The sequence below is a fragment of the Bacillus sp. JJ1122 genome (assembly GCF_036964885.1).
Lineage (GTDB): Bacteria > Bacillota > Bacilli > Bacillales > Cytobacillaceae > Mesobacillus.
Genome location: NZ_JBALQL010000001.1, coordinates 243,179 through 256,850, shown reverse-complemented (window position 1 = coordinate 256,850; position 13,672 = coordinate 243,179). Strand labels below are relative to the sequence as shown.

General features: G+C 40.9%; 15 protein-coding genes. All 15 read left to right on the top strand.

The genetic code is table 11. From position 1 onward, the window contains the following. The first annotated feature begins 3 nt into the window (after nucleotides 1-3). The 15 genes from V7201_RS01255 to V7201_RS01185 all read left to right on the top strand — a co-directional run bounded on the left by V7201_RS01255 (nucleotide 4) and on the right by V7201_RS01185 (nucleotide 13,504). Nucleotides 4-1,104 carry a protein-glutamate methylesterase/protein-glutamine glutaminase gene (locus V7201_RS01255; protein ID WP_335374964.1) on the top strand — a complete coding sequence of 367 codons (1,101 nt, stop codon included), beginning with the start codon at nucleotides 4-6 and terminating at the stop codon, nucleotides 1,102-1,104. A gap of 19 nt (nucleotides 1,105-1,123) precedes the next feature. Beyond that, complete coding sequence (locus V7201_RS01250; protein WP_335374963.1) at nucleotides 1,124-3,172, top strand: chemotaxis protein CheA; 2,049 nt, start codon at nucleotides 1,124-1,126, stop codon at nucleotides 3,170-3,172. 55 nt (nucleotides 3,173-3,227) lie between these two features. Next, nucleotides 3,228-3,683 carry a chemotaxis protein CheW gene (locus V7201_RS01245; protein ID WP_335374962.1) on the top strand — a complete coding sequence of 152 codons (456 nt, stop codon included), beginning with the start codon at nucleotides 3,228-3,230 and terminating at the stop codon, nucleotides 3,681-3,683. Nucleotides 3,684-3,702: 19 nt separating this feature from the next. Further along, complete coding sequence (locus tag V7201_RS01240) at nucleotides 3,703-4,344, top strand: chemotaxis protein CheC (protein WP_335374961.1); 642 nt, start codon at nucleotides 3,703-3,705, stop codon at nucleotides 4,342-4,344. Further along, entirely contained in the window at nucleotides 4,337-4,834 is a 498-nt protein-coding gene (locus V7201_RS01235; protein WP_335374960.1) for a chemotaxis protein CheD, read from the top strand. Before V7201_RS01240 ends, V7201_RS01235 begins: the two co-directional genes overlap by 8 nt. A 285-nt stretch (nucleotides 4,835-5,119) precedes the next feature. After that, on the top strand, nucleotides 5,120-5,878 hold the full coding sequence (locus tag V7201_RS01230; protein WP_438825002.1) for a FliA/WhiG family RNA polymerase sigma factor: 759 nt from the start codon (nucleotides 5,120-5,122) through the stop codon (nucleotides 5,876-5,878). A 17-nt stretch (nucleotides 5,879-5,895) separates the two neighbouring features. Further along, nucleotides 5,896-7,272 carry a DUF342 domain-containing protein gene (locus V7201_RS01225; protein WP_335374958.1) on the top strand — a complete coding sequence of 459 codons (1,377 nt, stop codon included), beginning with the start codon at nucleotides 5,896-5,898 and terminating at the stop codon, nucleotides 7,270-7,272. 12 nt (nucleotides 7,273-7,284) lie between these two features. Next, nucleotides 7,285-7,599 carry a hypothetical protein gene (locus tag V7201_RS01220; protein ID WP_335374957.1) on the top strand — a complete coding sequence of 105 codons (315 nt, stop codon included), beginning with the start codon at nucleotides 7,285-7,287 and terminating at the stop codon, nucleotides 7,597-7,599. Nucleotides 7,600-7,608: 9 nt separating this feature from the next. Then, nucleotides 7,609-8,166: a hypothetical protein gene (locus tag V7201_RS01215; protein WP_335374956.1), complete on the top strand. Its 558-nt coding sequence runs from the start codon at nucleotides 7,609-7,611 to the stop codon at nucleotides 8,164-8,166. A gap of 150 nt (nucleotides 8,167-8,316) precedes the next feature. Then, nucleotides 8,317-9,027, top strand: a complete 711-nt coding sequence (rpsB, locus tag V7201_RS01210; protein ID WP_251482945.1) for a 30S ribosomal protein S2 — start codon at nucleotides 8,317-8,319, stop codon at nucleotides 9,025-9,027. Nucleotides 9,028-9,211: 184 nt separating this feature from the next. Next, nucleotides 9,212-10,096, top strand: a complete 885-nt coding sequence (gene tsf, locus V7201_RS01205; RefSeq protein WP_335374955.1) for a translation elongation factor Ts — start codon at nucleotides 9,212-9,214, stop codon at nucleotides 10,094-10,096. Between the two features lie 86 nt (nucleotides 10,097-10,182). Beyond that, a complete protein-coding gene (pyrH, locus tag V7201_RS01200; protein WP_335374954.1) occupies nucleotides 10,183-10,908 on the top strand; it encodes a UMP kinase in 726 nt (241 codons plus the stop codon). After that, nucleotides 10,908-11,465, top strand: a complete 558-nt coding sequence (gene frr / locus V7201_RS01195) for a ribosome recycling factor (RefSeq protein WP_335374953.1) — start codon at nucleotides 10,908-10,910, stop codon at nucleotides 11,463-11,465. The genes pyrH and frr overlap by 1 nt, the downstream gene beginning before the upstream one ends. A 454-nt stretch (nucleotides 11,466-11,919) precedes the next feature. Beyond that, the gene (locus V7201_RS01190) at nucleotides 11,920-12,696 is read left to right on the top strand and encodes an isoprenyl transferase (protein WP_335374952.1); all 777 of its coding nucleotides are present in this window, start codon (nucleotides 11,920-11,922) and stop codon (nucleotides 12,694-12,696) included. 19 nt (nucleotides 12,697-12,715) lie between these two features. After that, nucleotides 12,716-13,504, top strand: a complete 789-nt coding sequence (locus tag V7201_RS01185) for a phosphatidate cytidylyltransferase (RefSeq protein WP_335374951.1) — start codon at nucleotides 12,716-12,718, stop codon at nucleotides 13,502-13,504. Nucleotides 13,505-13,672: the final 168 nt, after the last annotated feature.

Genomic DNA, 13,672 nt, shown 5'->3' with positions numbered 1-13,672 from the left:
GAATTGGCAAAAATTAAGGTTCTCATCGTAGATGATTCGGCTTTTATGAGAAAGCTGATAAGCGACTTTTTATCTGAACATTCCAGGATTGAGGTAATTGGCACTGCACGAAATGGAGAAGATGCAATAAAGAAATGGAGGGCCTTGTGTCCGGATGTCATTACTCTGGACGTCGAGATGCCAATCATGAATGGTCTGGATGTTTTAAAGGTAGTCATGGAGGAACAGCCGATGCCTGTCGTCATGCTGTCTAGCACAACAAAGGAAGGTGCGGATACCACCCTTCAGGCAATTCAGGCAGGAGCAGTGGACTTTGTAGCAAAACCTTCAGGCTCCATTTCAATCGACCTACATAAAATTAAGGCGGAGCTGATTGAAAAGATTCTTTCCGCAAGTAAAGCTAATCTGCCCAAAATAACGGATATTCATCAAGATCATATCCTTTTCGCTTCAAAGAATAAAAAAAGGTTTATCACCTCAGAAAAAAAAGCGTCGGAAAAACAGTCTATTAAAGGGAACAGACATGATGCCAGTGCAAAAAAAGTCGTCTGTATCGGTACTTCGACGGGTGGCCCAAGAGCTCTGCAGCAAGTTTTAACATCATTGCCAAAGGATTTTGGCTCACCAATTCTGGTGGTACAGCATATGCCTGCGGGCTTTACAAAGTCCCTTGCCAACAGACTTGATTCCTTAAGTGAAATTAAAGTAAAGGAAGCTGAAGACGGAGAGCTGCTGCAAAAGGGAACAGCCTATATCGCTCCAGGTGGTTTGCATCTTGAGGTGAAAAGTATTGGGACGAGCCTCGCTGTCAGTCTTGGACAATCTGCGCCACGCAATGGCCATCGCCCCTCAGTGGATGTTCTGTTTGAGTCGGTTAGCAGTTTGAAGCATGTTTCAAAAATAACAGTCATCATGACGGGAATGGGATCGGACGGAGCCAAGGGTCTTATCGAAATGAAGAAAAACGGGAATGTAAAAGCCATTGCTGAATCACAGGAAACTTCTATTGTTTTTGGGATGCCAAAATCCGCTATTGCAACTAATTTGGTGGATGAAGTGGTGAATGTAGAAAATATAGCAGAATCAATCATGAATTATATTTAAGGCCGGGGGTGCGGAGCACATGGAATTAAATCAATATCTTGAAGTTTTTATTGAAGAAAGTAAAGAACATTTGCAGGCCTGTAATGAACAATTATTAGAACTTGAAAAGAACCCTGAAGATTTGACGATCATCAATGAGATATTCAGATCTGCTCATACCTTAAAAGGGATGTCAGCAACAATGGGTTACGAAGACTTGGCAAGCCTGACTCACCAAATGGAGAATGTGCTGGATGCAATCCGTAACAGCCGTCTGAAAACGAGTCCTGAATTGCTTGATGTCATTTTCCTTGCAGTTGACCACCTTGAAGAGATGGTCCAATCGATTGCAACAGGCGGAGACGGGAAAATGGATGTCTCTGAAGCTGTCGCTAAATTGAAATTGATTGAGATGGGCGAGCATCCACTAACACAAGCTAATGCAGAGGCAGCAGCTACAATTACTGTGGAAGCTCCATTGCTTTCAAACTATGATGAATTTGAACTTACTGTGCTGAAGCAATCAAAGGAACAAGGTTTTGGCGTTTATGAAGTATCCATCGGCTTGCGGGAAGATTGTCTTTTAAAAGCAGCCAGAGTATATATGGTTTTTGAGGTATTGGAACAGATTGGCGAAGTAATTAAAGCGAACCCTTCTGTAGAGCAGCTGGAAGAGGAACAATTTGATTCTGAATTTTCTGTGACGATTGTGTCTAAAGAAAACCAGGATGACATTAAAGGGAAAATCATGAAGGTATCCGAAGTGGTCAAAACGAATGTAAGATCACTTGAATTGGATGACTTTAAAGCTTTGACAAATGAACTTGAACCACATGTGATCGAGCAGAATGAAACCACTGCTGAAATGGTCATGAGTGAGCATTCAGTTGAGGCGGAAGTGCTTCCTGCAGTAGAAAAGAAGAATAATAGCAAGAATAACAGCAGCAAGACGATCCGAGTGAATATTGAGCGTTTGGATATTCTGATGAATTTGTTTGAAGAACTGGTCATAGACAGAGGCAGGCTGGAACAAATATCAAAGGAACTCGAAAATACTGAACTCACCGAAACTGTCGAGCGCATGTCAAGGATTTCCGGAGACTTGCAAAATATCATTTTAAATATGCGTATGGTTCAAGTAGAAACAGTTTTTAATAGATTCCCTCGCATGATCCGCCAGCTCGCGCGTGATCTGAACAAAAAGATCAATCTGGAAATTGTTGGTGCGGAAACGGAATTAGACCGTACGGTTATTGATGAAATTGGTGACCCGCTTGTCCACCTTCTGAGAAATTCTGTTGACCATGGAGTAGAATCACCTGAAGAGCGCCGTGCGAAAGGTAAGAGCGAGGAAGGAACGGTAGTCTTAAGAGCCTTCCATAGCGGCAACCATGTATTCATAGAAATCGAAGACGATGGAGCTGGGATCAGCAGAGAGAAAGTATTGAAAAAGGCAGTCAGCAAAGGGATTGTATCTGAGCAAGCAGCGCCAGCAATGACTGATAAGCAAGTGTATGAATTAATCCTTTCCTCCGGTTTTTCAACAGCTGAGAAAATCTCTGATATTTCTGGCCGGGGAGTAGGCTTAGATGTTGTCAAAAATACAATCGAATCGTTAGGCGGCTCTATTTCAATTGATTCAAAAGAAAACGCTGGAACGATTTTCTCTATACAGCTTCCGCTTACATTATCAATAATTTCTGTCATGCTAGTTGAGATTCAGAAGGAAAAATTTGCGATTCCTCTTTCATCGATTATTGAAACAGCAATAATCAAAGATACAGATATTCTAAAAGCCCATAACCAAAAGGTTATTGATTTTAGAGGCAAGGTAGTTCCACTTCTGTTTTTGAAGGACATTTTTGAAGTTCCTTCTGAACCAAAAGATGACCAATTCCATTCTGTGATCATTGTCCGGAAGGGTGATAAGATGGCAGGATTGGTTGTGGACTCATTTATCGGCCAGCAGGAAGTAGTGCTGAAGTCACTGGGGAACTATTTAACAAATGTGTTTGCAATTTCTGGTGCAACAATCCTCGGAGATGGTCAGGTAGCATTAATCGTAGACTGCAATGCATTAATTAAATAATTCTAAACTGTGTTTATGATTTTATGTGCATGCTGAAAATATAGGAGTGAACAAAATGGCTGAAATGTTGGTATCAGACTTAAAGGTAATTGTCTTCCAATTAAATGAAAAAGAATATGCTGTTCCCGTTGGCCAGGTGAAATCAATTGAAAAAATCATGCATTTCACAAGAGTGCCCCACACTTCACCTTTTGTAAAAGGTGTCATGAATCTTAGAGGAGTCGTCACACCATTGATCGATCTGCGGGTCCGTTTTGGCATTGAGGAACAGGGTTATACAGATAGCTCTAGGGTGATTATTGTCTCGGTCGGGGAAGCTGAAGTTGGCCTCATTGTCGATGGAGCAAACGATGTAATCGATATTCCTTCAAGCATTGTCGAACCGCCTCCCGAAATCGTAGGTGCTGAAGCAGCTGAATTTATCAATGGAGTAATCAAACTAGACAAACGCCTGCTAATTTTGATTGATTTAGAAAATATTCTTGGAGTTATAGGGGAAATAGATCTGTAAAGGCTGAAGGGGTCATAATATGTCGTTTCATATAAAAATATCTGATATGCATATTGATATATTAAAGGAAGTTGGCAATATCGGAGCAGGTCATGCAGCTACAGCACTTTCTACATTATTAAATAAAAAGATTGATATGAAGGTTCCCAATGTCAGAGTTGTCAGTTTTGATGAAATGATGGAAATGGCTGGTGGAGCAGAAAGTGTCATAGCGAGCGTATTCTTGCGAATTGAAGGAGACGCTCCTGGAAGCATGTTTTTTGTCCTGCCATTACAGCAAGCGGAGAAATTCATTCGCCTGTTGATTGGTGATCAGACATTTTCTTTTTTAGATTCGGAAGTTAATGAATTGGCGTTGTCTGCATTGCAAGAAATGGGAAACATCCTGTCAGGTTCTTACCTGAGCTCATTATCTGATTTTACGCAGTTAAATCTTATGCCGTCAGTTCCAGCTCTGAGTATTGATATGGCTGGGGCTGTCATAAGTTTTGGCCTTCTTGAACTATCGCAGGCCAGCGATTATGCAATTGTGATTGATACAGCATTAAATGAAGATGATGGTCAGGCTGATGAAAGTGTAAAAGGACATTTCTTTCTCCTGCCAGATCCTGAATCCTTTAATACTATTTTCAAAGCTTTGGGAGTACTGGTTGATGTATAGTACTGCAGAAATCATAAAAGTTGGTATTGCTGATCTTAACACGGTGAAATCGCCTTATTTAATCAAGACAACAGGTCTGGGGTCATGTGTAGGAGTTGTTTTGTATGACCAGGGCAGGGAATTAGCAGGACTAGCCCATGTAATGCTTCCGGATTCATCACTGTCAAAATCAGGTCCTGTAAATGTAGCAAAATATGCTGATACAGCAATTAAAGCGCTTTACGCCAGGATGTTGAAGTTGGGAGCAAGGCCATCCTGGGTGAAAGCCAAGCTTGCAGGCGGAGCTCAAATGTTCCAATTTTCCGGCAGCAGCGATTTGATGCGAATTGGCCCAAGGAATGTAGATGCAGTCCTTCATGAATTAAAGGTATTAAGAATTCCGGTAGTTGCCCAGGATGTCGGGGGAAACAGCGGGCGAACGATAGAATTCGACCCAAAAACGGGTTTGATGCAAATCAGGACAGTTAATAAGGGTAATAGTGAGATATAAATTTATTAAATTACTAAGCTACTTTGCTAAAAAATCAACTGATGTTTTCTGTTCCAGGTGCTTCGCTTTCCTTGGGAAGAGCAATTTTCCACTCCAATAAATAATGTCCAAGAATCAATTTCGAACTAAACAGCCAATTATTAAGAAAGCTTGATTCTTGAAGCTGGATCAAAGCACTTTTTGAAAGAAGAAATCATCAAGGCTTACTTCGCAAACTTGCAGCAAGCAAATGCGAAAGCCAACAACCAAGAATAATGCGGTATGCGCGTGAGGAGGATTACAATGGTGCGGGGATCGACTTCGGAAGATCAGATAACATGGGACAAATGGGTGCAATCCCGTGATCCGGATGCAGGTAATTTACTGATAAAAAAATATATGCCGCTTGTATCCTATCATGTGCAGCGAATATCGGTAAATCTTCCAAAAAGCGTTTCAAGGGATGATCTAAAAAGCCTAGGGATGATTGGCTTGTATGATGCTCTTGAAAAATTTGATCCGAAACGGGATTTGAAATTTGATACATATTCTTCATTTCGCATTCGCGGAGCCATTTTAGATGGGTTAAGGAAAGAAGATTGGCTCCCTAGGAGTACGAGGGAGAAAGCGAAAAAGATCGATGCTGCAATTGAAAAGCTGGAACAGCGTTTTATGCGAAATGTAACAGTTGAGGAAATTGCCCAGGAATTAAATATGGATCAAGGTGAAATTTGCACCACCATCAATGAACACTTTTTCGCGAATGTTCTATCAATCGATGAGCAGCCTAATGACCATGATGACCGTGACAATCAATCCTTTTCCATTAAAGATGAAAAATCGGAAATTCCAGAGGAGAAGCTAATAAAAGCAGAAATGATTGAAGAAATGACGGCAATGGTTTCTCAATTGAATGATAAAGAACAGCTTGTTCTAAGTTTATTTTATAAAGAAGAATTGACACTTACAGAAATAGGTCAGGTTATGGATTTATCTACATCCAGGATTTCTCAAATACACTCTAAAGCAATCTTCAAATTAAGGAAATGGCTAGAGAAAGTGTAATAGGGCAGGGGATAAAGATGGTAAAAGCATATGAGGTAGAGCTGACAAAGGACCGTTTGACAGCAGTGCTGAATGTAAGGAAAGATGAAAAGATCGACTCGGTCTCAGTCAACAGTCTTTCAGAGCTGTTAATGGAAAATCACATCTCAGTTGGAGTCATGCAGGATGTATTGGAGTCAGTCGCTCTCAATCCTTCCTCCGTCCAATATCCAATTACTGTAGCGGCTGGAAAGCCTGCGGTAAATGGAGCAGATGCATATTTACGCAATGAACTAAAAGAGATGACTCATGCAGATAAGGAAGCATTCAATTTTCGGGTGGTCCTTCATATACCGTCAGTTACAAAAGGCCAGCTCCTTGCAACCGAGATTCCAGCTGGCGAGGGGATAGATGGACTTGATGTAACAGGGCGGCAGATTCGTGGCAGGAATGGCCGTCCTCTGAGAATCAAGGCAGGCAACAATGTTTTAAATAAATCAGGCAAGTTTTATTCTATGATAGACGGCAAGGTCAGTATTACGAATACATCCATCTCCGTGAACCCGGTTTTTGAGGTAAAGGGTGATTTGGATTTAAAAACGGGTAATCTTGATTTTGTTGGAAATATTACGATTAGAGGAAATGTACCTAGTGGATACGAGCTCAAGGCTGGTGGAGACATATGGGTTCATGGCCTGGTGGAGGCATCATCACTTCAAGCTGCTGGAAATATCATCATTCATGGCGGAGTGGCCGGAGGAATGAAAGGAAGTATAACAGCAGGCGGAAATGTACTCGTTAATTACCTTAATCAGGCGAATGTAAAAGCGGGGCAAGATGTGATCGTTAAAACATCAATCCTCCACAGCAGGATAATCGCTGGCGGTAACGTTGACTGCAGAACAGGGACGTTGATTGGCGGCACTATTTCTGCAGGCAGGAATATTTTCGTTAAGGATTTAGGGAATGAACTATTTACAAAATCAGAGCTTGCAGTAGGTTGGGATCCGACTCTGGAAAAATCAGAGTTGGAAACGATCAAGTCTATCGAAAAAGCTAAAGCAAACATCAAAAAGCTTACTGAAATAGAAGTGAAGATTACTGAAATGGTTAAACACACAGGTAAACTTACAGATGAGCAGCAAAGAATGATCAGTAAGCAGCGAGCCACAAGACAAAGCATTGAGAGCAGCTTATTAGAATTAAGTGATGAACTACACGTCCTGCAAGCTGAAAAACAAGATCGATTACATTCTACGTTAATGGTTTTTGACAGAGTATTTCCGAATACAAAGGTGTATTTTGGGAAGTATGCCCAAGTGACAAATCAGGTTTACAAGCAGGTTAGGTTTAATCTTTACAATAGTGAAATCAGCATCCATCCATTAGCAGAAGCAGAAAAAGTCAACCATTAAGGAAGTGACAGGATGAGCCTCAAGGCAATCGAAATGCAGATTGCGCTTCCGAGGACACAGGATGCCGGCAAGATTCAGGAACAACTCCAGCAGCGTGGGCAGCATCTTCAGCAACATGCCGCACAAAGTGTAACAAAGGAAGAGGAATTAAAACGCAAAACAGTGATCAAAAACAACCAAAAGCAAGAAGCACGTCTTAATAAAGATGATGGATCTTCAAATCATCATCAGGAACAAAGGAATCCTGACAAAAAGAAAAATAGCGAAACACAGCACATACAGCAAAACCATCCCTATAAGGGAAAGGTAATTGATTACAGCGGATAGAGGGATGTTATGACCACTTTTCTACTACTCCTTAGCCTCATACTAAACGCAGCAGCCATATTCGCAATTATCCTTTTATATCTAAGGCAAAACAGGCTTGTTGATGCAGAGAAAAAGCAGGAAAGAATCATTGGGGAAATTGAAGAAGTATTTTCCTCGTACCTGCTGGAGATGAAGGAAGAAAACGATAAATTCATCGATAATATAATGACTGCGAATAACGTCAGAAAAACCGGTATCGAATTTGATAGCCAATCCAACGATAGTCCTGACAAAGAACAAAAGGAGGAACTCCCACCGAGAATTGGCAAAGGGGTTTCCTATCATGCAGCAAAGAAAGCCTATAAGCAAAATAGCGATAAATCGACTTTGAAGGAAGACGAGGCAGAAAGCGACTTGGAAGATCTGCTCATCATCGATGATTCCTCAGAATTACAGCAATTAAGCTTTGTAGACCGTGTGATTTCCCTGAAAAATAAAGGTTTCTCCGTAGATGAGATTGCACGGGACCTTAATAAAGGAAGAACAGAAATAGAGCTTTTGCTTAAATTTCGTCAAAAAACGTAAGAATAACTTGAAAGTCAGTTTTATATATGCTATATTATCTCATGGTGTTAATACACACGTTCATTGATTTGGCCATCTGGTGCTGTTTCGACAGTTGCTGGCTGAAGATGACATGGGCGGAGGAAATCAAAACCATTAGGAGGAAACAACATGTCAGTAATTTCTATGAAGCAACTGCTTGAAGCTGGTGTACACTTCGGTCACCAGACTCGCCGTTGGAACCCAAAGATGAAGAAGTATATCTTCACTGAGCGTAACGGCATCTACATCATCGACCTTCAAAAAACAGTTAAGAAGGTAGAAGAAGCTTACAACTACGTGAAAGAACTTGCTGGTAACGGCGGAACTGTTCTTTTTGTAGGAACTAAGAAACAAGCTCAAGATTCTGTTAAAGAAGAAGCAGCTCGTTCTGGTATGTACTATGTTAACCAACGCTGGTTGGGTGGTACTTTAACAAACTTCGAAACAATCCAAAAGCGTATCTCTCGTCTTAAGAACATCGAAAGAATGTCTGAAGACGGAACTTTTGAAGTACTTCCTAAGAAAGAAGTAGTTCAATTGAAGAAAGAGCAAGAGCGTTTAGAAAAATTCTTGGGCGGAATCAAGGACATGAAGGGCCTTCCAGATGCTCTTTTCATCATTGACCCACGCAAAGAACGCATTGCTGTTGCTGAAGCTCGCAAATTAAACATTCCTATCGTTGGAATTGTTGATACAAACTGTGATCCGGATGAAATCGACGTAGTTATCCCTGCGAATGATGACGCGATCCGCGCTGTTAAATTGCTTACTGCTAAAATGGCTGACGCTATTATCGAAGCTAAGCAAGGCGAAGAAACTACAGAAGCTGTAGAAGCTTAATTTGAAAAAGGTGATATAGGGAAGCACCCTTTATCACCTTTTTTTAAGACTTGGCTCTATAAAAGCTTTTTTATTTGAGCATAAGTCATTTAATCCTTTATAACTCCTGTTAAGGTTTATAATGGCTAAATGAAGTAAAAATTAAGTATAGTTACATAATCATGATTCTAGGAGGAATTTCATTATGGCAATTACTGCACAAATGGTAAAAGAACTACGTGAAAAAACTGGCGCAGGTATGATGGACTGCAAAAACGCACTTACTGAAACAGATGGTGATATGGACAAAGCGATTGATTACCTTCGTGAAAAAGGAATCGCGAAAGCTGCTAAGAAAGCTGACCGTATTGCTGCTGAAGGAACAACTTACATCCTTACAGAAGGTAATGAAGCTGTAATCCTTGAAGTGAACTCTGAAACAGATTTCGTTGCAAAGAACGAAGGCTTCCAAGTACTTGTTAAAGAACTTGCTGAACACCTTCTTAAAAACAAGCCAGCATCTGCAGAAGAAGCAAACGCTCAAACAATGGAAAACGGTGCAACAGTTGAAAGCCACATCAACGCTGCTATCGCTAAAATTGGTGAAAAGCTTTCACTTCGCCGCTTTGAAATCAAGACTAAAACTGACAATGATGCTTTTGGTGCATACCTTCACATGGGCGGACGCATTGGCGTTCTAACTGTTCTTGAGGGTACTACTGACGAAGCAGCTGCTAAAGATGTTTCTATGCATATCGCTGCATTAAGACCTAAATATGTATCTCGTGACGAAGTCTCTCAAGAAGAAGTTGAACACGAGCGCCAAATCCTTACTCAACAAGCTCTTAACGAAGGCAAGCCAGAAAACATCGTTGCTAAAATGGTTGAAGGCCGTCTAAGCAAATATTTCGAAGATGTTTGTGTACTTGACCAGACTTTTGTTAAGAACCCAGATCAAAAGGTACGTCAGTTTGTTGAATCAAAAGGCGCAACAGTACGTGAGTTCACTCGTTATGAAGTAGGCGAAGGCATCGAAAAGCGTGAAGATAACTTTGCTGAAGAAGTAATGAACCAAGTTAACAAGAAATAATTATTACTAGCCTATGTAATTGCAGGGAACACTTTGTGTTCCCTGTTTTTGGACATAGCTTTAGAAATTACATATGGAGGTACCCTATGACCAGCCCAAAATACAAAAGAGTTGTTTTAAAGTTAAGTGGAGAAGCTTTAGCCGGAGAACAAGGATTTGGCATCAATCCGTCGGTAATAAAAAATGTTGCAGACCAGATAAAAGAGATTGCAGAACTTGGTGTTGAAGTCGCCGTTGTTGTAGGCGGTGGAAATATCTGGCGAGGCAAAATCGGTGAAGAAATGGGAATGGACAGAGCGACGGCAGACTATATGGGCATGCTCGCAACGGTCATGAATTCCCTATCTTTACAGGACAGCCTGGAACAAGCAGGGATCGAAACAAGGGTTCAAACTTCCATTGAAATGCGCCAGGTGGCTGAGCCTTACATCAGAAGAAGAGCAATCAGGCATCTAGAGAAAACTCGTGTTGTCATATTCGCAGCAGGAACAGGAAATCCATACTTCTCAACAGATACAACAGCTGCGTTACGCGCTGCCGAAATTGAAGCAGATGTAATCCTGATGGCGAAAAATAATGTTGATGGCGTATATTCTGCAGACCCACGGGTTGATAAGAATGCGACTAAATATGATGAACTATCTTATTTGGATGTCTTAAAGGAAGGTTTAGCTGTAATGGATTCCACAGCTTCATCATTATGCATGGACAATGATATCCCATTAATTGTTTTCTCGATCATGGAGAAAGGTAATATCAAAAGGGCAGTTATGGGAGAAACAATCGGAACTATTGTGAGGGGGAAAAACTAATGCCAAAACAAGCAATTGCTAATGCAAAAGAAAGAATGACAAAAGCGATTCAAGCATATACTCGCGAACTGGCCAGCATTCGTGCGGGCAGAGCCAGCGCCTCTCTTCTTGACAGAATCCAGGTTGATTATTACGGAGCACCTACTCCAGTAAACCAGCTTGCAGGTATTTCCGTACCTGAGGCTCGTCTGCTTGTAATTCAGCCTTATGACAAGACAATTCTTGGTGAAATTGAAAAAGCGATTTTAAAATCTGATTTAGGATTGAATCCGTCAAATGACGGTTCGATCATCAGACTTGCTATTCCTCAGCTTACAGAAGAACGCCGTAAAGAGCTTGCGAAGCTTGTGAAAAAGGAAGCAGAAGATGCAAAAATTGCAGTCCGCAATATTCGCCGAGATGGCAATGAAGACTTGAAAAAGCTTGAGAAGAACGGTGAAATCACCGAAGATGATCTGCGCGGCTACTCTGATGACATTCAAAAAATGACTGATGAACACATCGCTAAAATCGATCAGATTACGAAAGAAAAAGAAAAAGAACTATTGGAAGTATAATTTTGGCTTGAATATAGCCGGCTTCTAGTAAGTCTGCTTCCACACTATGCATCATTTACGAAAACCCTCTGTTTTCCAGGGGGTTTTTTCTCTATACATATATTCACTAGAAAACGACTAAGCTTCCGGCATAAAAGATAGACTATAATAATGCTGGTTCTTATTCTTTATCACATAACATGTACATAATCTTTATATAAGGCTCTTTCTGCATAAAAAGAATGGGATAAGCCGGATTAAAACAATTGCTTGATCCCATCCATTTATAGAGATATCTTTTTTCTTTTTTGGTATGATAGTGGCATGCGGAATAAGCAGAGATTTATAAGAAATTTCATTAAATGTTTTTCTTCGAGAGTTGTCCAGCTTTAGCGCCTGATCTTAAATGTTCCATTCAGGCGTTTACGCTTTTCTGATCGGAGCTAAAGATTATCTTTTTGGGGGAGCTGTCCTAATGTTAAATAAAATGAATCTATGGAAGAACCAGAATAATTCTTCCAGTCTCCGAGATCGTATCCATCAAATTAAAGACCATGATGTACCTTCCCATGTAGCCATTATTATGGACGGGAATGGACGATGGGCCAAAAAGCGTGCTTTGCCTCGAGTCGCTGGCCATCATGAAGGTATGAAGGTTGTTCGGAAAATAACAAAGCTTGCAAACGAACTTGGTGTTAAAGCTCTAACAGTATATGCTTTTTCAACTGAAAACTGGAAACGACCAAAAATGGAAGTTGATTTTCTTATGAAACTGCCAGAAGAATTTCTAGGAACTTTCCTGCCCGAACTGATTGAAGAAAATGTGCGGGTTGAAATGATTGGCTATATCGATAAGCTTCCGGAGCACACCAGGAAGGCAGTTAGTAAGGCGATGGAGGATACCAAGGGGAATACTGGCCTTACCCTCAATTTTGCACTTAACTATGGGAGTCGTGCAGAAATTCTTGATGGTGTCAAGAGGGTCTTGGCTGACGTTCAAAGTGGTATAATGGATGAAGATGAACTAAACGAGGAAGTTTTCTCTTCCTATTTAATGACAAAAGAGCTAAATGATCCAGACTTATTAATCAGGACAAGCGGAGAAATCCGTTTAAGCAATTTTATGCTATGGCAGCTTGCGTATTCCGAATTCTGGTTCACCGATGTTCTATGGCCTGATTTTAACGAGGAGCATTTTGTCGAAGCAATCGAAGCATTCCAGAGCCGCCAGAGGCGTTTTGGAGGAGTATAATAAAGGTGTGAATGAATAGATGAAGCAGAGAATCATTACAGCAGTCGCAGCAGCAGCAGTTTTCCTTCCAATCGTTATATTTGGGGGTTTGCCATTTATAGTAATGGTATATCTTATCGCTTCCATTGCTTTATATGAAGCGCTAAAGATGAGGAAGTTAAAGCTGTTTTCCGTTTCTGGAATTATATCATTACTACTACTATGGGTTTTCATGATTCCAGAGCAGTACCAGGGCATCTTTGATAGCTTGAATTATTCAAAAACCGAGCTATTCATGCTTGGTTTGCTTATATTTTTGACATACACAGTCATTACGAAGAACCGTTTTACATTTGAGGATGCAGCATTTTCGATTTTGTCTGTTTTATATGTTGGACTAGGCTTTTTCTATTTCATTGAAACTAGAGAAGCGAGTTTAACATACGTGTTCTATTCACTATTTATGATATGGGCTACCGATTCTGGAGCATATTTTATCGGCCGAGCGTTTGGCAAACATAAGCTATGGCCAGAAATCAGCCCGAATAAAACGACAGAAGGCTTTTTTGGCGGCGTACTATCCGCGTTGATCATAGCAGTATTGTTCAGCGTTTTCGCTGACATGGAAGTATCCGCTATTCTGCTGATTGCTGCGACAGCGTTCCTATCCGTTTTTGGACAAATCGGAGACCTGGTGGAGTCAGCTATGAAAAGGCATTATAATGTGAAGGATTCAGGCAATATTTTGCCAGGACACGGCGGAATGCTTGACCGTTTTGACAGCTTGCTTTTTGTATGGCCATTAATCCATCTTTTCCATTTGCTATAAGCTGATCGTAAACGATTTGGATAGCAACCAGTGCAAAGAGACAATTACAGAGCAGAATTTTTTAAAAATGGCTGTGTTAATGCCCGATGTTGTTTATTAAAACCTGTTGATTGTAGTGGAAGGCGCGTAGACTCCTGCAGGCTTAGCTGGTCAGGTGAGACCCCGCAG